General features: G+C 49.9%; 17 protein-coding genes. 2 read left to right on the forward strand and 15 right to left on the reverse strand.

Annotation, left to right across the window (positions count from 1 at the left end; translation table 11 throughout):
• Nucleotide 1 precedes the first annotated feature (1 nt).
• The 5 genes from ACK8NJ_RS02285 to acrE form a co-directional block, all read right to left on the reverse strand.
• Nucleotides 2–1,183: an amino acid ABC transporter permease gene (locus tag ACK8NJ_RS02285; protein WP_001389430.1), complete on the reverse strand. Its 1,182-nt coding sequence runs from the start codon at nucleotides 1,181–1,183 to the stop codon at nucleotides 2–4.
• 67 nt (nucleotides 1,184–1,250) lie between these two features.
• Nucleotides 1,251–2,276: an amino acid ABC transporter substrate-binding protein gene (locus tag ACK8NJ_RS02290; protein ID WP_000738584.1), complete on the reverse strand. Its 1,026-nt coding sequence runs from the start codon at nucleotides 2,274–2,276 to the stop codon at nucleotides 1,251–1,253.
• Between the two features lie 430 nt (nucleotides 2,277–2,706).
• Nucleotides 2,707–2,928, reverse strand: a complete 222-nt coding sequence (locus ACK8NJ_RS02295) for a membrane protein (RefSeq protein WP_000825639.1) — start codon at nucleotides 2,926–2,928, stop codon at nucleotides 2,707–2,709.
• Between the two features lie 252 nt (nucleotides 2,929–3,180).
• Entirely contained in the window at nucleotides 3,181–6,285 is a 3,105-nt protein-coding gene (gene acrF / locus ACK8NJ_RS02300) for a multidrug efflux RND transporter permease subunit AcrF (protein WP_001273305.1), read from the reverse strand.
• An 11-nt stretch (nucleotides 6,286–6,296) separates the two neighbouring features.
• Nucleotides 6,297–7,454: a multidrug efflux RND transporter periplasmic adaptor subunit AcrE gene (gene acrE, locus ACK8NJ_RS02305; protein ID WP_220418463.1), complete on the reverse strand. Its 1,158-nt coding sequence runs from the start codon at nucleotides 7,452–7,454 to the stop codon at nucleotides 6,297–6,299.
• Between the two features lie 398 nt (nucleotides 7,455–7,852).
• Between acrE and acrS the strand changes: the two genes are divergently transcribed.
• Entirely contained in the window at nucleotides 7,853–8,515 is a 663-nt protein-coding gene (acrS, locus tag ACK8NJ_RS02310; RefSeq protein ID WP_411962079.1) for a multidrug efflux transporter transcriptional repressor AcrS, read from the forward strand.
• A 2-nt stretch (nucleotides 8,516–8,517) separates the two neighbouring features.
• On the opposite strand, the gene ACK8NJ_RS02315 is transcribed toward acrS, so the two are convergent.
• From ACK8NJ_RS02315 to ACK8NJ_RS02360, 10 genes are all read right to left on the reverse strand, one after another.
• Nucleotides 8,518–8,697: a DUF2556 family protein gene (locus ACK8NJ_RS02315; protein ID WP_001295275.1), complete on the reverse strand. Its 180-nt coding sequence runs from the start codon at nucleotides 8,695–8,697 to the stop codon at nucleotides 8,518–8,520.
• A gap of 83 nt (nucleotides 8,698–8,780) precedes the next feature.
• Entirely contained in the window at nucleotides 8,781–9,665 is an 885-nt protein-coding gene (gene yhdJ / locus ACK8NJ_RS02320; protein ID WP_001258942.1) for an adenine-specific DNA-methyltransferase, read from the reverse strand.
• A gap of 85 nt (nucleotides 9,666–9,750) precedes the next feature.
• Complete coding sequence (fis, locus tag ACK8NJ_RS02325; protein ID WP_000462905.1) at nucleotides 9,751–10,047, reverse strand: DNA-binding transcriptional regulator Fis; 297 nt, start codon at nucleotides 10,045–10,047, stop codon at nucleotides 9,751–9,753.
• A gap of 25 nt (nucleotides 10,048–10,072) precedes the next feature.
• Nucleotides 10,073–11,038, reverse strand: coding sequence for a tRNA dihydrouridine synthase DusB (gene dusB, locus ACK8NJ_RS02330; protein ID WP_001219652.1), 966 nt, complete (start codon nucleotides 11,036–11,038; stop codon nucleotides 10,073–10,075).
• 328 nt (nucleotides 11,039–11,366) lie between these two features.
• Nucleotides 11,367–12,248, reverse strand: a complete 882-nt coding sequence (gene prmA, locus ACK8NJ_RS02335; protein ID WP_001145817.1) for a 50S ribosomal protein L11 methyltransferase — start codon at nucleotides 12,246–12,248, stop codon at nucleotides 11,367–11,369.
• An 11-nt stretch (nucleotides 12,249–12,259) separates the two neighbouring features.
• Entirely contained in the window at nucleotides 12,260–13,711 is a 1,452-nt protein-coding gene (gene panF, locus ACK8NJ_RS02340) for a sodium/pantothenate symporter (RefSeq protein WP_001175706.1), read from the reverse strand.
• Nucleotides 13,701–13,943: a YhdT family protein gene (locus tag ACK8NJ_RS02345; protein WP_000381170.1), complete on the reverse strand. Its 243-nt coding sequence runs from the start codon at nucleotides 13,941–13,943 to the stop codon at nucleotides 13,701–13,703. Before ACK8NJ_RS02345 ends, panF begins: the two co-directional genes overlap by 11 nt.
• Before the next feature lie 108 nt (nucleotides 13,944–14,051).
• On the reverse strand, nucleotides 14,052–15,401 hold the full coding sequence (gene accC, locus ACK8NJ_RS02350; protein WP_000884639.1) for an acetyl-CoA carboxylase biotin carboxylase subunit: 1,350 nt from the start codon (nucleotides 15,399–15,401) through the stop codon (nucleotides 14,052–14,054).
• Nucleotides 15,402–15,411: 10 nt separating this feature from the next.
• On the reverse strand, nucleotides 15,412–15,882 hold the full coding sequence (gene accB, locus ACK8NJ_RS02355) for an acetyl-CoA carboxylase biotin carboxyl carrier protein (protein WP_000354622.1): 471 nt from the start codon (nucleotides 15,880–15,882) through the stop codon (nucleotides 15,412–15,414).
• Between the two features lie 977 nt (nucleotides 15,883–16,859).
• On the reverse strand, nucleotides 16,860–17,834 hold the full coding sequence (locus ACK8NJ_RS02360; protein ID WP_001148479.1) for an MDR family oxidoreductase: 975 nt from the start codon (nucleotides 17,832–17,834) through the stop codon (nucleotides 16,860–16,862).
• 151 nt (nucleotides 17,835–17,985) lie between these two features.
• On the opposite strand from ACK8NJ_RS02360, the gene csrD reads away from it, so the two are divergent.
• The gene (gene csrD / locus ACK8NJ_RS02365; protein WP_001241403.1) at nucleotides 17,986–19,926 is read left to right on the forward strand and encodes an RNase E specificity factor CsrD; all 1,941 of its coding nucleotides are present in this window, start codon (nucleotides 17,986–17,988) and stop codon (nucleotides 19,924–19,926) included.
• Nucleotides 19,927–19,931 lie beyond the last annotated feature (5 nt).

Here is a 19,931-nt window from a genome sequence, read left to right on the forward strand (position 1 = left end):
CTTAGCGTTCAACGATCGCGATGCGGCGGTTATAGATATTCATCAGCAGCGAGATAGTCAGGCTGATAATCAGATAGACCGACATGGTCATGGCTATCGTCTCGATGGCTTGCCCCGTCTGGTTCAGCACGGTGCCAGCAAACAGCGAAACCATATCCGGATAGCCAATAGCGGCGGCAAGAGAGGAGTTTTTGACGATGTTGAGATACTGGCTGGTTAACGGCGGAATAATCACTCGCAGTGCCTGGGGAATAATGACCTGGCGTAGCGTAACCGGATTGGGTAATCCCAGTGACCGAGCCGCTTCATGTTGACCATAAGGCACTGCCTGGATCCCAGCGCGGATAATCTCGGCGATAAATGCAGAGGTATAAACCGAAAGCGCCAGCGTTAAGGCTGCCAGTTCAGGAATTAAAACCATCCCGCCACGGAAGTTAAAGCCTCGTAGGGCTGGAACATCCCAGTGTAGTGCTGCGCCAAAAAGCCATTGCGCCAGTAAAGGCAAACCTATGATCAACATAACGGCGACCGGCCAGGTTCGGCGCAATTGTCCGGTCTTTATCTGGTACGTTTTATTAAAACGGAATAGTCCAACAGAAATGGCTATAGCAATAACAACAGTCACGATAAACGCAATAAATCCGTCTCCCAGCTGCGGCGATGGAATATAAAGCCCACGATTGCTCAAAAAGGCCAGATCAAACGCACTCACTGCCTGGCGTGGTCCGGGCAAATTGCGCAACACGGCAAAGTACCAGAAGAAGATTTGCAGCAGCGGCGGAATATTACGGAAGATCTCAATATAAATTGTGGAAAGCTTTCGTAGCAGCCAGTTATCCGAAAGTCGCGCCAGACCGATAAAGAAGCCCAGAACAGAAGCGAATACAATACACAATGCAGAAACCAGTAGCGTATTGAGTAAGCCAACAATGAAAACGCGTCCGTAGGTATCACCCTGCTGGTAATCGATCAAATGCTGGACAATACCGAAGCCAGCGCCGCGATCCAGAAAGGCAAAACCTGAAGTAATGCCACGATTACTGAGATTCGTCACAGTGTTGTGAAATAGCCAACCAACAATTCCGACAACAGCAACAACGGCAAAGATCTGGAATAACCAGGCGCGAACCGTAGGGTTGGCAAAGGAGAGTGAGCCTTTAACGGTTGAGCGGCGATGAGACATAGAAACCTCGGAAAGCATAACGCTGAAGAGAGCGCCGCCGTAGCGACGCTCGTTACCTCACACCGACTTAACGCACGGGCGGCGCGTACTGAATACCGCCGTTATTCCAGAGATTATTTTGCCCACGTTTAATTTTCAGCGGGCTTTCTGAACCTACGTTACGCTCAAAAATTTCCGAGTAGTTACCCACCTGTTTGATGATGTTGTAAGCCCATTTATTATCCAGCTTCAGATCCTTGCCGTAATCGCCCTCTTTACCCAGCAGATGTGCCATATCGGGCGTTGCTGGATTAGCCGCTTTTTCATCGACGTTTTGCGAGTTAACGCCCATCTCTTCAGCATTCAGCATGGCGAAAAGCGTCCAGCGTACAATTGAGAACCATTCATCATCGCCACGACGAACTACCGGCCCAAGCGGTTCTTTAGAGATAACTTCCGGTAAGACAATCCATTCAGCTGGGTTGCTTAATTTGATGCGCAGGGCATACAGTTGTGATTGATCCGAGGCCAACGTATCGCAGCGACCAGATTCCAGTGCCTTCGCTGATTCGTCAGAGCGATCGAAAGTCACTGGTGTGTACTTCATATTGTTTGCCTTGAAGTAATCAGCAACATTGAGTTCGGTATCAGTACCCGCCTGAATGCAGACTGTTGCACCATCCAGTTCTTTCGCGCTTTTTAGCCCCGCTTTATCGTGCGTCAGGAAGCCAATGCCGTCGTAATAAGTGACGCCAGTAAATGCCATTCCCATTCCTGCGTCGCGGGATGAAGTCCACGTCGTATTACGGGAGAGCAAATCCACCTCTCCTGACTGTAAAGCGGTGAAACGTTCTTTTGCTGTGAGCGGGGTATATTTCACTTTCGTATCGTCACCGAATACAGCCGCGGCAACACCACGACAAACATCTACATCAATACCTGAAAACTTACCGTCAGCATCGGCATAAGAGAACCCTGGTAATCCATCACTGATCCCGCATTGCACAAAACCTTTTTTCTGAACGGCATCAAGCGTCGCGCCAGCATGCGCCTGATTTGCAACGGCAAGCAGCACGCTGGCGGCAGCCAGTGTGGCTATCATCATCTTTTTCATAATGCTTCCTGTGAGGCGAAAATTATCGTTATAGGACGTTTGGGAAACGTCTTTTACCTGTCTGTGGCCATCCTCTTATAAGCAAAAGTAGTGCCAGTTTTTGCGCACGATTTCGCGTCGCAATAAGCTGAGTGTAGACAGGAAATAATAAAAACAGCGCCCCGCAATGGTGCGAAAATGAAACATGCGCCACATTTTGGCGCAAAATATTTACGCGTTTTTTACTAAGCAGAATAATGATTGTTAGCGTGAGTATAATTCTGGTGTGAAGTGTGAAAATTAAATTGATGCGTTATTTCGAAAGCAGCGAAATAACGCGATATAACATGCTAAATCAGGAGGGAATTACCCAGAAGAATATAGCAATATTTTATCTTATGGAGAGATACTGTATCGTTAAACAGAGCGCGGTACTCCGCGCCCTGTGCAGTTATTTCGACAGCGCGATGATCCCCATCGTCAGGCCAGCAACAGCTGCTGCCCCGCCAGCAATAGCCCCAGCCGTTTCCCAGTTATCCTGAGTCGTGCCTTTCATACAGGTATTAGTGTGAACCAGTCGACCCTGATCGTCATAAACCGGAACGCAGGGCGAATCGTGAGCACAGCCCGCCAGCAATGCGGTGAGCAATGCCACAGGAATTAATCTTTTCATGGTGTTACCTCAGTAATAAACGCTAACGCTTAATAAGTTAACTCTCTTATTAACGAGCTGAATGCCATTTTATCACTGGAGGTTATAAATCTTGCGGAATGAATAATGACAAATTATGTGAATTGTAAAAATAGTGAAGGGAGCGGGAACTATAGAAAGTTTTTAAAAAGTGAGTAGAGGAATATCTTATTAATTTTTATGGGTTTCACTGGAAATAATAAAGGCACCCGAAAGTGCCTTTATGTTTCTGATTTATCCTTTAAAGCAACGGCGGATCACCACAAAGAACACCGGCACGAAGAAGATTGCCAGCAACGTTGCAGAAACCATCCCGCCCATTACCCCGATACCCACTGCGTTCTGCGCGCCACTGCCGGCACCGTTACTGATAGCTAGCGGTAATACGCCGAGAATAAAGGCGAGAGAGGTCATCAGGATAGGACGCAGACGCATACGTACTGCCATCAGTGTCGCTTCAACAACACCTTTACCCTCTTTCTCCATGAGATCTTTAGCGAACTCAACAATCAAAATAGCGTTTTTGGCCGACAAGCCAATTGTCGTTAGCAAGCCCACCATAAAGTAGACGTCATTTTTTTGATTAAAGAGTGTCGCCGCCAGTAGCACGCCGACAATCCCTAACGGCACGACCAACATAACCGAGACAGGAATTGACCAGCTTTCATAGAGTGCAGCAAGGCACAGGAAAACAACCACAAAGGAAATTGCTACCAGAGCGGGAGCCTGGTTTCCCGATAAGCGTTCCTGATATGACATACCCGTCCAGTCATAACCAATGCCAGCTGGTAATTGTGATGCAAGGTTTTCCATCAACGCCATGGCATCGCCGGAACTGGTTCCTGGCGCGGCTTCCCCCTGAATCTCCATTGACGGCAGACCGTTGTAGCGCTCCAGTCGCGGAGAGCCATACACCCAATGTGCGGTGGTAAAGGCCGAGAATGGCACCATTTCGCCGTTGGCGCTGCGGACATAAAGTTTATCGACATCTTCTGGCAGCATACGGAATTTGGCATCCGCCTGAACATACACCTTTTTCACGCGACCACGGTCAATGAAGTCGTTAACGTAAGTCCCACCCAACGCCGTTGAAATGGTCTGATTGATGTCAGAAAGTGAAACACCTAATGCCTGCGCCTTTTCCTGGTCAACTTCCAGTTTAAACTGCGCGGTGTCTTCCAGACCATTAGGACGCACGCTGACTAAGCTGGCAGGATGTTGCGCCGCCATGCCAAGCAACTGGTTACGGGCCTGGGTCAGGGCATCGTGACCCAGCCCAGCCTGATCAATTAACTCAAAGTCGAAACCCGTTGCCGTGCCCAGTTCAACAATGGCTGGCATATTGAATGGAATGACAAAACCGTCGCGGATCTTGCCCAATTCCATTTTGGCACGATGGATTACCGCTTCCGCACTGTTTTCGTCACCACTACGCTCTTCCCACGGTTTCAGACTGACGAAGGCCATACCGGCGTTTTGTGCCTGGCCGCTGAAGCTAAAGCCGTTAACCGTAAAGACACTTTCAACGTTCGCTTTCTCGTTCTTCAGATAGTAATCCGTCACTTGATCCAACACTTTTTGCGTCCGCTCTTGCGTCGCGCCAGCGGGTAACTGAATCATAGTCAGAAAGACACCCTGATCCTCTTCAGGTAAGAAGGAAGACGGAAGACGTAAAAACAACACCACCATTCCAGCAACAATTAGTGCATAGATCAGTAAATATCGTCCTGTGGAACCGAGGATTTTGCCGACGCTGTTGGTGTAGTGGTTAACGCTATGATCGAAGGTGGTATTAAACCAGCCGAAGAAACCGCCCTTATTTTCGTGATGCTCAGCAGAGACGGGTTTGAGCAGTGTTGCACATAACGCTGGGGTAAGAATCAATGCCACCAGAACAGAAAGCGCCATTGCCGAAACGATGGTGATAGAGAACTGGCGGTAAATTGCCCCAGTAGAACCGCCGAAGAATGCCATCGGAATAAATACCGCTGACAGCACCATCGCGATACCCACCAGTGCGCCCTGAATTTGCGACATCGATTTTTCCGTCGCTTCTTTTGGCGGGAGCTTATCCTCCATCATCACGCGCTCGACGTTCTCCACCACCACTATCGCATCATCGACGAGCAGCCCGATGGCAAGCACCATCCCGAACATCGTTAGTGTATTGATGGAGTAACCAAAAGCGGCGAGGATGGCAAACGTCCCTAACAACACCACGGGTACCGCAATGGTGGGGATCAGCGTTGCTCGCATATTCTGCAAGAACAGATACATCACCAGGAACACCAGCATAATAGCTTCGAACAGCGTTTTTACCACTTCGTGAATAGAAAGCTGGACGAATGGTGTGGTGTCATAAGGGTAGAGAACCTTCATTCCCTGCGGGAAGAATGGCTGTAATTCCGCCAGTTTTGCCTTAATGGCTTTCGCGGTATCAAGAGCATTCGCGCCGGTTGCCAGCTTAATACCCAGGCCCGCCGCCGGTTTACCGTTGATGCGAGCGATAACGTTATAGTTTTCACCGCCAAGTTCAACCCGTGCGACATCTTTCAGGCGTACCACCGAGCCGTCACTGTTTACGCGCAAGGTCACTTTGCCGAATTCTTCCGGATTTTTTAACCGCGTCTGAGCAATAATCGAGGCGTTCAACTGTTGCCCTGGTAACGCTGGCGTTCCGCCCAACTGCCCGGCAGCGATCTGATCGTTCTGTACCTTCAACTGGTTAATCACATCAACCGGCGTCAGTTTGTATTTGTTTAGCAGATCAGCGTCCAACCAGATACGCATCGCATACTGTGCGCCGAAAAGTTGTACGTCACCGACGCCATTCAGACGGCTAAGCGTATCTTTAACGTTAGAGGCCACATAGTCCGAGATATCGTCCTGTGTGGTGCCTGGGTTATCAGAGACAAAGCCCGCCACCATCAAATAGCTGCTACTGGACTTTTCAACACTGATCCCCTGCTGCTGTACCTCCTGAGGCAGCAACGGCGTGGCGAGCTGGAGTTTGTTCTGCACCTGCACTTGCGCGATATCTGGATCGGTCCCGGACTGGAAGGTAAGGGTAATTGTCACGCTACCGGCGGAATCGCTGGTGGAGGACATATACATCAGGTTATCGATACCATTCATATTCTGTTCGATAACCTGCGTCACCGTATCCTGCACGGTCTGCGCATCAGCGCCCGGATAGTTTGCCGAAACAGAAACTGCAGGCGGCGCAATGGTTGGGTATTGGGCGACGGGCAATTGTAGGATCGCCAGTACACCCGCCATCATCAGAATAATGGCCAGCACCCATGCAAATATCGGTCGTCGAATAAAAAAGTTTGCCATGTCAGATTGCCTTACTTCGATGCAGAATCTGCGGGGGTATCGGTAGTGGCTTTAACCTGCTCTCCCGGACGAGCTTTTTGCAGGCCGCTGACAATGACTTGATCGCCAGATTTCAGCCCTTCGCTAATCAACCATTTATCGCCAATCGCCTGGCTGGCAACGACAGGGCGCGCTTCAACCTGACTTTTATCGTTAACAATCAGCACGGTTGCATCACCACGCGGTGTGCGGCTAACGCCTTGTTGCGGGATAAGAATGGCATCAGATTGGACGCCTTCATCAATCCGTGCGCGCACAAACATACCAGGTAAAAGCGTATGTTGCGGGTTAGGGAAGACGGCACGTAGAGTTATGGAGCCGGTGCTTTCATCAACGGTAACATCGGAGAATTGCAGCGTACCTTTCAGGGGATAGGTTTGACCGTTCTCCATGACCAACTCTACGTTGCTGGTGGCGTTCTCCTTATGCAAATTTCCTTGCTCTACGGATTGCTTCAGCCTCATAAAATCGTTGCTGGATTGGGTCACATCAACGTAGATAGGATCGAGCTGCTGGACAGTCGCCAGTTCGGTCGTTTGCCCATTAGTGACAAGAGCGCCTTCGGTCACAGTCGATTTGCCGATACGTCCACTAATTGGCGCAGTCACTTTGGTATAAGCGAGATTGATGCGAGCACTTTCGACCGTGGCTTTTGCGGCAATCACGGCGGCATCGGCCTGGCGAGCATCAGCAATGGCCTGGTCGTACTCCTGCTGACTGATGTATTTCGTACCCACGAGCGGAACGTAACGTTTTACCGTCAAATGCGCGATGGCGGCGGCGGCTTCACTTTTCGCCAGTTCGCCTTTCGCGCTGTTATAACTTGCCTGATAGGTCGCGGGATCGATCTGGTACAGAGACTGGCCTGCTTGCACATCGCTGCCTTCAGTGAAATTGCGACTCAGTACGATCCCGCTAACCTGTGGGCGAACTTCGGCTATACGGTAAGCATTGGTGCGGCCTGGTAATTCAGTCTTAACTTCTAACGGGGCCGTTTTTACAATATGAACGGTAACCTGCGGTTCACCGACGTGAGCTTTCTCTTCTCCCTTATCGTTACAGCCGGCGATTAAAGCCGCGGAGATCAGAATAAAGGAGGGCAGGAGGAAAAACCTGGCATGTTTCGTCATTACTATTCCTCAAAAAACCAAAAGCGCGTTATTTACCCAAAAAGGGAACGCGTTAACTCGCAGAAAGAAAAATACAGTTCGCTATCCTACAAATTATCATTCGTCGATGTAAGGAATAGTTATGAATACAGGCGTCTCAAGGCACATAAACACAAAAAAAGATTAATATTCTACTGTTTTATTTTGACGCGGGTTGAAAGAGGCAGAATTAAAACCTCGTAAATTGAAATATATATTGATAGAGTGAATGTATTTTAGGTGAATAATAAGTGTTATTTATTTGACGATTTATAGCAACTCAATATTATCCTCTCGTATAAATATACATTAGGTGATAGATTAACCTTCGCTATTTTCTCATCCTGTATCGAATATATTTATTTCCTGAATAATTAATCATGGCAAAAAGAACCAAAGCTGAAGCCCTGAAGACCCGGCAAGAACTGATTGAAACTGCCATCGCCCAGTTTGCGCAGCATGGCGTAAGCAAGACGACGCTCAACGACATTGCCGACGCCGCTAACGTTACGCGTGGCGCTATCTACTGGCACTTCGAGAACAAGACCCAACTGTTTAATGAGATGTGGTTGCAACAGCCTTCATTGCGGGAGTTAATCCAGGATCACTTGACTGCTGGGTTAGAGCATGACCCGTTTCAGCAATTGCGTGAAAAATTGATTGTTGGCTTGCAATATATTGCCAAAATTCCCCGCCAGCAGGCGTTGCTGAAAATCTTATATCACAAATGTGAATTTAATGATGAGATGCTGGCAGAGGGAGTGATACGCGAAAAGATGGGCTTTAATCCGCAGACTCTCCGCGAAGTATTGCAGGCATGTCAGCAACAAGGTTGTATAGCAAATAATCTCGATTTAGATGTTGTGATGATTATTATTGATGGTGCCTTCAGCGGAATTGTTCAAAACTGGTTAATGAATATGGCGGGTTATGATCTTTATAAACAAGCACCCGCACTGGTCGATAACGTATTAAGAATATTCATGCCAGATGAAAACATAACGAAATTAATTCATCAAACGAATGAATTAAGTGTCATATAAATTCACATTCTGTCCTGAAAATTCAGTTCGTCACAGTTAACCAGTTTTAGTGGATTAACTGAGTTCATATTGCGGCATTTGTCTGTTTCTGTTGCCAGCAGTTCAATCCACTGCATCAGTAAAGTATCAAACAGAAAAACGAAGACAGCGAAAACGACGAGCCACCAATACTTGCGAATCATTACCTGAGCCTGTGCATGTTTAACCAAGTCTGGCAGGAAATATACACGAAATGAATAATCTGAAAACCAGGCTTACACTTCCTTTACTTTGCAATGAGATCGGGGTCAACTTCGCTTAACCTGCTTCGTTTTGACAGGTTGCCGGTCTTTCTTTTTTTCACTTTCGCCAGTTCTTCCGCAGAGTAATGCGACGCGACATCCAGCCGTCGAAGCCCCATTTTGATGTACTCGCTGTTGATCTCAATACCAATGAATTTTCGCCCACTGGCGACGGCTACGGCACCGGTAGTAAAGCTACCAGCAAACGGGTCGAGAACGATATCGCCTGGGTTGGAAGAGGCGAGAATAATGCGTTTCAGTAAGGCTTCCGGTTTTTGCGTCGGGTGGTTTTCATATTCATCCATCAAATAACGCACGCGCGGAAAATCCCAGACGTTACCCGGTACTTTTTGATGATTGTAAGGCTGTGGAGGGTTTTTGCGATAATCGATCAACGCGCGCTGCGATCCGGTTTTGGCTTCTACCAGAATAGCATCACCGTTGAATGTGTAGTTCTTTGCGTCTTTCACCATCATCAGGATGGGTTCGTACATGGAGCCGTAGTGTTTTTTCGCCTGCACTCCAGAACTGTCATATGACCAGACGATGCGACTTTTGATGGTAAAAAGCTTGCGGCACTGGAGATCGATAAAGGGCATGTTTTCCGTGCTATTCATGATGTACATGCTGCCCTGCTTTTTCAGAACGCGATGGCACTCTGCAATCACTTCAAACAGCCAGTCGATAAACAGATCTTCTTTCCAGGCTTCGATCAGACCATCAAAATTTTTACCGATGTTATACGGTGGGTCGGCAAAGATCAGATCTACACTTTCGGCGGGGATCTTTTTAAGTTCGGTTAATGCATCACCCTGGATGATGGTCTTTGCTTCATTACCAAATCGGGTCGGTTCACATCCTGTTCTCATGGTCACTCCCTTTGTGACACCTATAAAAAAGGCGCTTCCCCATGCCGAGTAGCGCCTTTTTAATCAAGCATTTAGCTAACCTGAATTAGTTCATGCCGTATTTTTTCAATTTTTTACGCAGCGTACCACGGTTGATGCCCATCATCAGCGCAGCACGGGTCTGGTTACCACGGGTGTATTGCATCACCATGTCCAACAGGGGCTGTTCTACTTCAGCCAGTACCAGCTCATAGAGGTCATTCACATCCTGACCATTCAGTTGAGCAAAATAGTTCTTCAGTGCCTGTTTAACCGAGTCACGCAGGGGTTTTTGGGTTACCTGATCCTGAGAGTTAACGGTAGAAACGGTCAGTACGTCAGAATTTACGCGTTGTTCGAACATAGTTCTGTCAGCTCTTTATTTCTGTTTACGCAAAATTTTCGAAGTATGCCTCCAACGCCTCCAGCTGTTCGCTGGCATCCTCAATGGCGTTGAATGTGCGCCGAAACTGGTCATTTGGAGCGTGTTCCTGGAGATACCAGGAAACGTGTTTACGTGCAATTCGGTACCCTTTTGCCGGACCATAAAAGTCATGCAGTTCCCGAACGTGCGCGCAAAGCAAGCGCTTAACCTCTGCCAAAGGCAGCGGGGGCAGCAACTCCCCAGTGTCCAGATAATGCTGGATTTCCCGAAAGATCCAGGGTCTTCCCTGAGCTGCGCGGCCTATCATCAGGGCATCCGCCCCTGTATAGTCGAGCACAGCTCTGGCTTTAAGCGGGTCAGTAATGTCGCCATTCGCGATAACCGGAATGGAAACTTTCTGCTTAACTGCCCGAATACTGTCGTACTCAGCTTCTCCATTGAACAAACAGGCGCGTGTACGGCCATGAATGGTCAGAGCCTGAATGCCACAGTCTTCAGCCAGTTGGGCAATCTCTTCGCAGTTACGGTGTTCCGGTGCCCAGCCAGTGCGAATTTTCAGGGTAACAGGAACGTCCACTGCATTGACGACCTCGGTAAGGATCGATTTAACGACATCCGGGTACTGCAAGAGGGCTGAACCTGCGAGCTTGCGATTCACTTTTTTAGCCGGGCAACCCATATTGATATCAATAATCTGGGCACCGCTTTCCACGTTAATACGTGCTGCATCTGCCATTTCTTTCGGATCGCTACCAGCAATTTGCACGGTGCGAATACCGGGTTCATCAATGTGCACCATCCGTAAACGAGATTTGTCGCTTTCCCAAACCTGAGGGTTAGAAGACATCATCTCGGATACTGTCAATCCGGCTCCCATCTCGTAGCACAACGTCCGAAAAGGTCTGTCTGTAATGCCAGCCATGGGCGCTGCGATCAGGCGATTTCTGAGCTGATATTGTCCGATGCGCATGAGTTAAGAAATGACCATACTGTGACTGCAAGGCGGCGTATATTACGCATTTTTTGCACGAGATGAAAGGCCAAACTTTGACCAATCCTCTGAGATGGATCAAAGAATTGCATTTAAAATGAGCGTAGCGCGATAATTACTCATAAAAATCATCATATTAGAAAATAGTGACTAAAATTTACACTCAAAGAAATTTGAGTAAGTTCTCAATTTTTCTTTATGAATGAAAATTTTGGCACGCAAATTTGCGTAAATAATCGGCAAATTAACGTGCCTTTTGTGACATCGCTCGCACTTCGCTCTGCGTCACCCTACGGCGATGCGAAGGTTAATTCTTACGACCGGTAATGCGGCACCACTCTTCTTTTTCCACGACCGGGTCCAGAGCGAAGCTGTCGGCATAAGCTTCGCAAACGCTCTCTGCCTGGCTTGCCAGAATACCGGAAAGGCCCAGCAAACCGCCTGAAACTGGCAGGACGCTGATTAACGGTGCCAGTTCACGTAATGGGCCTGCAAGGATGTTAGCGACCACCACGTCGGCTTTCATTTCTTCTGGCTGATCTTTCGGTAAGTAGAGTTCCAGACGATCAGAAACGCCATTACGTTCGGCGTTATCGCGGCTGGCCTGGATCGCCTGCGGATCGATATCAATACCAATGGCTTTTGCTGCACCCAGTTTCAGCGCCGCGATAGCCAGAATGCCGGAACCACAGCCAAAGTCGATGACTGTTTTATCGGTTAAATCGAGGCTGTCGAGCCATTGCAGGCACAGAGAGGTAGTTGGATGGGTACCCGTACCAAACGCCAGCCCAGGGTCTAACATCACGTTGACGGCGTTTTCGTCCGGCACATCACGCCAGCTTGGGCAGATCCACAGTCGTTCACCAAAGCGCATCGGGTGGAAATTATCCATCCATTCGCGCTCCCAGTCTTTATCTTCCAGTTGTTCGATTTTATGCGCGAAGCCTGCGCCGAGCAGCGGATGGTTTTCCAGAATCGCCACCACGTCGTTCATATCGGTTTCAGCATCGAACAGACCAATCACATCGGTGTCGCCCCACAGGCGCGTTTCGCCCGGCAGCGGCTCAAATACAGGCGTATCGTGGGTATCCTGAAAAGTGATAGAAACGGCACCCGCTTCCATCAGCGCATCGCTAAGATCTTCCGCGTTCGCGCCGGTAGTGTTCAGTTTCAGTTGGATCCAAGGCATGGCAAAACTCTTTATTTATCAGTAGTCAAAACGGTAGCTTGCGGGACGGGTGTACCGAAACGGTTTCCGACCAGGAAAGCCAGCAAACTTAGTAGTAACGAGGGCACGATAGGGTGGAAGCCCAGGTACTGAATATTCAGCGTCGCGAGTACGGCATACAGTACGCCGCCAACGATCATCGCACTTAGCGCGCCTTTGGCGTTGGCGCGTTCCCAGTAAAGACCCAGCACCAGCGGCCACAGGAAAACGGCTTCCAGCCCACCGAAGGCCAGCAAATTCAGCCAGATGATCATTTCTGGCGGCTTCCAGGCGGCAAGCAGCAGCAACGCACCGAGAACTAACGTAATTACCGCCGACATCCGCTTCAGACGCGTCTCATTTTGCATTTGATCCGGACGGATATTCAGATAGAGATCTTTAATGATCGTAGCGGAACTTTGCAGCAACTGGGCATTGATCGTCGACATGATCGCAGCCATAGGTGCAGCCAGGAAGATCCCGGCAGCAAACGGTGGCAACACTTTTACCATTAACGTCGGGATCACCAGGTCCGGTACGGTGAGATCGGGGATCACCGCCCGACCTAACGCTCCGGCCAGGTGCATACCGAACATCAGGATTGCGACCACAATCGTACCGATGATGATCCCCCGATGTACGGCTTTGCTGTCTTTATAAGAGATACAGCGCACCGCAGTATGCGGCAGGCCAATCACGCCAAAGCACACCAGTACCCAGAACGACGTCATAAAGGCAGGCGACAGAATATCGTCAGCGCCTTGTGGCGTAACCAGTTGCGGATCGATGGTTTGCAACGTCTCTACTGCGTTGCTTAAGCCACCTGCGGCATGTACCACGCCAATAAGCAGCACAATGGTGCCAATCAGCATCACCAGCCCTTGCATAGTGTCGTTCAGCACGCTGGCGCGAAAGCCACCAAAGGCGGTATACAACGCAATGCTGATACCGAAAATCAGCAGCCCGGTTTCATAAGGAATACCCGCCGCGGTTTCCAGCAGGCGCGCGCCGCCGATAAACTGCACGGTCATCGCGCCAATAAACGCGACCAGCAAACTCAAACTCGCCAGCCACACCAAAAGACGACTCTGGTAGCGGGCAAACAGCATGTCGTTCAGTGTCACCGCATTGTAGCGGCGCGCAAGAATCGCGAACTTCTTGCCGAGAATACCAAGCGAAAGCCAGACTGCAGGAAGCTGAATCATCGCCAGTAATACCCAACCCAGGCCGTATTTATAAGCAGCTCCAGGCCCGCCGATAAACGAACTGGCACTGATATAGGTCGCGGTGAGCGTCATCGCCAGCACAATACCGCCCATAGAGCGGCTGCCGAGGAAATACTCATTAAGGAAGGTGCCGGTGCTCCGTTTACGCATCGCATAAACAGAGATACCGAACACCACCACCAGATAGGCGACCAGCGGTAGAATCACTTCAAGCTGCATCGTCATCCTCCAGTGGGATATCGCGATAGATAAATTTCACCATCGCCCAGCACAGTCCAATAAATAGCAGCGGCGTCAGGATGCAGGCCATCTCAAACCAGCGCGGAAAGCCGGTAAAACCGGGGGCAACGCCAGGTAAGTAAGCGGCTACTAACCATACCGCCAGATACAAAAGGGTCAGCCCCAGCGCCCAGCGCGCCTCTTTATGGGCCTGAACAAAACGAGTGTCCATTTTTTGTCCCTGATGGGTGAAGAAAGCGGGGATTGTACCTTATGGGGGTTGTCGATCCCCAGTAATAAAAAAGGCCGGAAAATCCGGCCTTTTGACGCTTTTGCAGTCTTATTTTTCCTGAAGACCGAGTTTTTTCTCCAGATAGTGGATGTTAGTGCCACCATGCTGGAAGTTCTCGTCATTCATGATGCGGATCTGCAGATCAACGTTGGTTTTGATACCGTCGATGATCAGCTCCTGCAGCGCATTCTTCATGCGGGCAATCGCCACGTCACGGTTTTCACCGTAGCAAATCAGCTTACCGATCATTGAGTCATAGTACGGCGGTACGGTGTAGCCCGCGTAGATATGAGACTCCCAACGCACGCCAAAACCGCCTGGTGCGTGGAAACGGGTGATTTTGCCCGGGCTTGGCAGGAAGGTGTTCGGATCTTCGGCGTTGATACGGCATTCCACCGCATGGCCGCGAACGTGAACTTCTTCTTGCTTGATCGACAGCGGTTGACCGGCAGCGATACGCAGCTGTTCTTTGATCAGGTCAACGCCGGTGATCATTTCTGTAACCGGGTGTTCTACCTGAATACGGGTGTTCATTTCGATGAAATAGAACTCGCCGTTTTCGAACAGGAACTCGAAAGTACCTGCACCGCGATAGCCGATATCAACACACGCTTTAGCGCAACGTTCGCCGATGTAGCGACGCAGTTCCGGGGTAATGCCCGGTGCTGGTGCTTCTTCGACCACTTTCTGGTGGCGGCGCTGCATGGAGCAGTCACGTTCCGCCAGATAGATAGCGTTGCCCTGACCGTCAGCCAGTACCTGAATCTCGACGTGGCGAGGATTTTCCAGGTATTTCTCCATGTAAACCATATCGTTGCTGAAAGCAGCTTTCGCTTCCGCACGGGTCATAGAGATGGATTGTGCCAGTTCAGCGTCGCCGCGCACTACGCGCATACCGCGACCGCCGCCGCCGCCGGAGGCTTTGATAATTACCGGATAACCAATGCGTTTAGCAATGGCGCGGTTTTTATCCATATCGTCGCCCAGCGGGCCGTCAGAACCCGGTACGCAAGGAACGCCCGCTTTTTTCATCGCCGCGATTGCGGATACTTTGTCGCCCATCAGGCGAATGGTTTCTGCTTTCGGGCCGATGAAGATAAAGCCGGAGCGTTCAACCTGCTCGGCAAAGTTGGCGTTCTCGGAGAGGAAGCCGTAGCCCGGATGGATTGCTACTGCGCCGGTGATTTCAGCGGCGCTGATGATTGCCGGGATGTTCAGATAACTTTTTACTGACGGAGCAGGGCCGATACAGACCGTTTCATCTGCCAGTAATACGTGTTTTAGATCGCGATCCGCGCTGGAGTGCACAGCGACAGTCTTGATGCCCAGTTCTTTACAGGCACGAAGAATACGCAATGCAATCTCGCCGCGGTTGGCAATAACAATTTTATCCAGCATGTTCGCCTCGTTACTCGATGACGACCAGCGGCTCGTCAAATTCTACCGGTTGTCCACTTTCGACCAGAATTGCTTTCACGGTACCGGATTTGTCCGCTTCGATCTGGTTCATCATTTTCATGGCTTCAACGATGCACAGGGTATCGCCCACGTTGACTTTCTGACCCACTTCGATGAACGCTTTCGCGTCCGGGCTTGGGGTGCGGTAGAAAGTACCAACCATCGGGGAACGTACGATGTGACCACTGATTTCCGCTGCTGCTGGCGCTTCCATTGAAGGAACGGTCGCCGGAGCGGCTGCGTTAGATTGAGCTGGCTGCTGCATCATTGGTGCAGCGTAAGCTTGTTGCATCACAGGGAAACTTGCGGCAGGAGCTGCACGGCTAATGCGTACTGACTCTTCGCCTTCAGAAATTTCCAGTTCGGAGATGCCTGATTCTTCAACCAGCTCGATCAGTTTTTTAATCTTACGAATATCCATGAGTGGGTTCCGTACTCTTTGTTTAGTGTGATTGTGACAGGCGTTTCACCGCCGTCTGTAAAGCGTATGCCCCGACAGCTGTATGCATAGCGATAAATTCCAGCAGGCCGGGACGCCGGTCTATTTTGCCCCAGAGTGTCAATGTTAGACTTGACGGACATTGTGCAGCGATCTGCTGCTATCCTCCGGCAAAAAACAAAATATACCTTCGTTGCGCCAATGTCACCTTTTCCGCAGCGCAAAAACTGCGTCAGGGAGGACGAGGTCGCACATTATAACGATTTCGTAGCAATTGGCAGCTAAATACTGGTCTTATCAGGGAAGATAATCAACAGCTAACATGTAAATAACCTTCAACACCGTGTAATTTGCAACAAGCCGCACAATTCACGAAATTAGCGCCATCATCGACGGAACTTCTTATAACGTAAGGCTAAAAGCTGTAAAGCCAGCCCTGCGAAGATGAGGGGCTGCAATGAGATAATCTTCACAGACCACAAATAATGTAGGGATGCCAGGATCGCGACAAGATAGACGACATTACGCAGCGGTTGCTGGGGATTACGCAATTTTCACTTCATCGTCTGGATAGATGTGAATGCTAAAGCACGCAAAATCAACCGTCTGACAATGCTCAGCATCAAATACGTTCGAGTGGTTAATTTGTAGGCAAATAAAATCAGATTATTCACCCCATGGTACCAGAAATCAGTAACAGGTTAAGCGTAGCGACGTCCAGGCAAAGCACCATAAACCTAACAGGCGACGGAGGCGTATCAATAATGGCTGTTTAGTGGAGTAACAGTGCGCATCAATTTATGGTCAGTCGAAATCATGACTTTCCAGTTTGGATGATGTTGTACAACTTCATGACCAAGATGTTCGACGAAAGCTGTCCGGCTAACCGCTTTTCCTGTTAACCGATTGAATAATGATTTCAAAATGAGTTCCCTCTCTTATTATTCCCTGCTAAATGGTTAGTTAACCTTCACCAGCGTGCGACCCTGGATCTGGTTATTAATGATGGCCTCGGCAAATTTCGGTGCCTCTGCCAGAGATATTTCTTTTGCCGCCTGGGTATAGAATGATTCCGGTAAATCGGCGACCAGTCGCTGCCAGGCTTGTGCGCGGCGTGCTGGTGGGGTCATCACTGAATCCACCCCCTGTAAACGGACATTACGCAGAATAAATGGCATGACCGTGGTTGGCAGAGTAAAACCACCCGCCAGACCACAGGCCGCCACGCAGCCGCCGTAATTCATTTGCGCCAGCACTTTCGCCAGCACTTTGTCGCCAACGGTGTCAATTGCCCCAGCCCAGAGTTGTTTTTCCAGAGGACGGGATTCGGCAAACTCATCGCGAGAGAGAATACGGCTGGCTCCTAAACTTTTCAGATATTCATGGGTACTTTCGCGACCAGAAACGGCAACGACCTGATAACCCAACTTATGCAGCAGCGCCACGGCGGTACTGCCGACGCCACCACTGGCACCCGTCACGACAATCTCCCCATCCTGCGGGCGAACACCGGCATCTTCCAGCGCCATCACACACAGCATGGCGGTAAAACCGGCAGTACCGATAATCATTGCTTTACGCGCGTCCAGCCCTTGCGGCATGGCAACCAGCCAGTCACCTTTCACTCGCGCCTGTTCCGCCAGCCCCCCCCAGTGGTTTTCACCAACGCCCCAGCCAGTGAGTAACACCTCCTGACCGGCATGAAAACGCGGATCTTCGCTGGTGCGTACAGTTCCGGCAAAATCGATCCCAGGAATCATCGGAAAATTACGGATGATTTTTCCCTTACCGGTAATTGCCAGCGCATCTTTGTAGTTCAGGCTCGACCAGTGAACATCAACCGTGACATCGCCCTCCGGCAGGCGACTTTCGTCCAGAGTCTGTACCGATGCGAGAGTTTTGCCGTCCTGCTGTTCTAAAAGTAACGCCTGCATAAGTGGTCCTCATGTGCATGATGGATTGGAAAATAATTTCTGAAGACTATACTCGCTAATGGAAAAGCAAAGCCGATGAAGCGCAATAAATTGCGAGATAAATCTGATTTGCTAGTATGCCCGCTTCCTCACTATCGGAGTTAACACAAGGATGAGATTAACGACGAAATTTTCGGCCTTTGTTACGCTGCTCACCGGGTTAACAATTTTTGTGACTTTGCTGGGCTGTTCGCTAAGTTTCTACAACGCCATTCAGTATAAGTTTAGTCATCGCGTTCAGGCGGTGGCGACGGCGATTGATACCCATCTTGTGTCGAATGACTTCAGCGCATTAAGGCCACAAATTACCGAATTAATGATGTCAGCAGATATCGTTCGTGTAGACCTGCTGCATGGTGATAAACAGGTTTATACCCTCGCCAGAAATGGTAGTTATCGTCCGGTTGGCACCAGCGATCTGTTTCGCGAACTGAGCGTTCCGTTGATAAAGCATCCGGGGATGTCGCTGCGTCTGGTTTATCAGGATCCGATGGGCAACTATTTCCATTCGTTGATGACCACCGCGCCGCTCACGGGGGCGATTGGCTTTATCATTCTTATGCTCTTTCTGGCGGTACGCTGGTTACAACGGCAACTTGCCGGGCAAGAATTGCTGGAAACCCGGGCTACTCGTATCTTAAACGGTGAGCGTGGCTCTAATGTGTTGGGAACCATCTATGAATGGCCGCCCAGAACCAGCAGTGCGCTGGATACGCTGCTTCGTGAAATTCAGAACGCACGCGAACAACACAGCCGTCTTGATACGCTGATCCGCTCTTATGCCGCCCAGGACATGAAAACCGGCCTCAATAACCGACTCTTTTTCGATAATCAGTTAGCAACGTTACTGGAAGATCAAGAGAAAGTAGGTACCCACGGGATCGTGATGATGATTCGTCTGCCGGATTTCAATATGTTGAGTGATACCTGGGGGCACAGCCAGGTTGAAGAACAGTTCTTCTCTCTGACGAATCTGCTGTCGACATTTATGATGCGCTACCCTGGCGCACTGCTGGCGCGTTACCACCGCAGTGATTTTGCTGCGCTGTTGCCCCACCGGACGTTAAAAGAGGCTGAGAGCATAGCCAGTCAGTTAATCAAAGCCGTCGATACCTTGCCGAACAATAAAATGCTCGATCGCGACGATATGATCCACATTGGTATCTGTGCCTGGCGTAGTGGTCAGGATACCGAGCAGGTAATGGAACATGCAGAGTCTGCCACGCGTAATGCGGGATTGCAGGGCGGCAATAGCTGGGCTATTTACGATGACTCGTTGCCTGAAAAAGGACGCGGTAATGTTCGCTGGCGTACGCTTATCGAGCAAATGCTGAGTCGCGGCGGCCCGCGCCTTTATCAAAAACCGGCGGTTACTCGCGAAGGTCAGGTTCATCATCGCGAACTCATGTGCCGCATCTTCGATGGTAACGAAGAGGTTAGCTCGGCGGAGTATATGCCGATGGTCTTGCAGTTTGGCTTATCGGAAGAGTATGACCGCCTGCAAATCAGCCGTCTGATTCCACTATTGCATTACTGGCCGGAGGAAAATCTGGCGATTCAGGTTACCGTTGAGTCGCTGATTCGCCCGCGTTTTCAGCGTTGGCTGCGCGATACGTTAATGCAATGTGAAAGATCGCAACGAAAACGCATAATTATTGAACTTGCAGAGGCCGATGTAGGTCAACATATCAGTCGCTTACAACCTGTTATTCGTTTAGTGAATGCTTTAGGGGTACGGGTAGCTGTCAACCAGGCTGGTTTGACGCTGGTAAGCACCAGTTGGATCAAAGAACTTAATGTTGAGTTACTCAAGCTCCATCCGGGGCTGGTCAGAAACATTGAGAAGCGAACGGAGAACCAGCTGCTGGTTCAAAGCCTGGTGGAAGCCTGCTCCGGGACCAGCACCCAGGTTTACGCCACCGGCGTGCGTTCGCGAAGCGAGTGGCAGACCCTGATTCAGCGCGGTGTTACAGGTGGGCAAGGGGATTTTTTCGCGTCCTCACAGCCACTTGATACTAACGTGAAAAAATATTCACAAAGATACTCGGTTTAACCTGC

This window comes from Escherichia sp. F1 (genome assembly GCF_046764225.1).
GTDB lineage: Bacteria > Pseudomonadota > Gammaproteobacteria > Enterobacterales > Enterobacteriaceae > Escherichia > Escherichia coli.

Bases quoted from the DNA above. Each gene is read 5' to 3' on its own strand.
- ACK8NJ_RS02290 (WP_000738584.1), bottom strand. From the start codon at position 2,276: ATGAAAAAGATGATGATAGCCACACTGGCTGCCGCCAGCGTGCTGCTT.
- prmA (WP_001145817.1), bottom strand. From the start codon at position 12,248: ATGCCTTGGATCCAACTGAAACTGAACACTACCGGCGCGAACGCGGAA.
- yhdJ (WP_001258942.1), bottom strand. From the start codon at position 9,665: ATGAGAACAGGATGTGAACCGACCCGATTTGGTAATGAAGCAAAGACC.
- ACK8NJ_RS02315 (WP_001295275.1), bottom strand. From the start codon at position 8,697: ATGATTCGCAAGTATTGGTGGCTCGTCGTTTTCGCTGTCTTCGTTTTT.
- ACK8NJ_RS02360 (WP_001148479.1), bottom strand. From the start codon at position 17,834: ATGCAGGCGTTACTTTTAGAACAGCAGGACGGCAAAACTCTCGCATCG.
- acrF (WP_001273305.1), bottom strand. From the start codon at position 6,285: ATGGCAAACTTTTTTATTCGACGACCGATATTTGCATGGGTGCTGGCC.
- ACK8NJ_RS02345 (WP_000381170.1), bottom strand. From the start codon at position 13,943: ATGGACACTCGTTTTGTTCAGGCCCATAAAGAGGCGCGCTGGGCGCTG.
- ACK8NJ_RS02285 (WP_001389430.1), bottom strand. From the start codon at position 1,183: ATGTCTCATCGCCGCTCAACCGTTAAAGGCTCACTCTCCTTTGCCAAC.
- fis (WP_000462905.1), bottom strand. From the start codon at position 10,047: ATGTTCGAACAACGCGTAAATTCTGACGTACTGACCGTTTCTACCGTT.
- csrD (WP_001241403.1), top strand. From the start codon at position 17,986: ATGAGATTAACGACGAAATTTTCGGCCTTTGTTACGCTGCTCACCGGG.
- accC (WP_000884639.1), bottom strand. From the start codon at position 15,401: ATGCTGGATAAAATTGTTATTGCCAACCGCGGCGAGATTGCATTGCGT.
- acrE (WP_220418463.1), bottom strand. From the start codon at position 7,454: ATGACGAAACATGCCAGGTTTTTCCTCCTGCCCTCCTTTATTCTGATC.
- acrS (WP_411962079.1), top strand. From the start codon at position 7,853: ATGGCAAAAAGAACCAAAGCTGAAGCCCTGAAGACCCGGCAAGAACTG.
- panF (WP_001175706.1), bottom strand. From the start codon at position 13,711: ATGCAGCTTGAAGTGATTCTACCGCTGGTCGCCTATCTGGTGGTGGTG.
- ACK8NJ_RS02295 (WP_000825639.1), bottom strand. From the start codon at position 2,928: ATGAAAAGATTAATTCCTGTGGCATTGCTCACCGCATTGCTGGCGGGC.
- dusB (WP_001219652.1), bottom strand. From the start codon at position 11,038: ATGCGCATCGGACAATATCAGCTCAGAAATCGCCTGATCGCAGCGCCC.
- accB (WP_000354622.1), bottom strand. From the start codon at position 15,882: ATGGATATTCGTAAGATTAAAAAACTGATCGAGCTGGTTGAAGAATCA.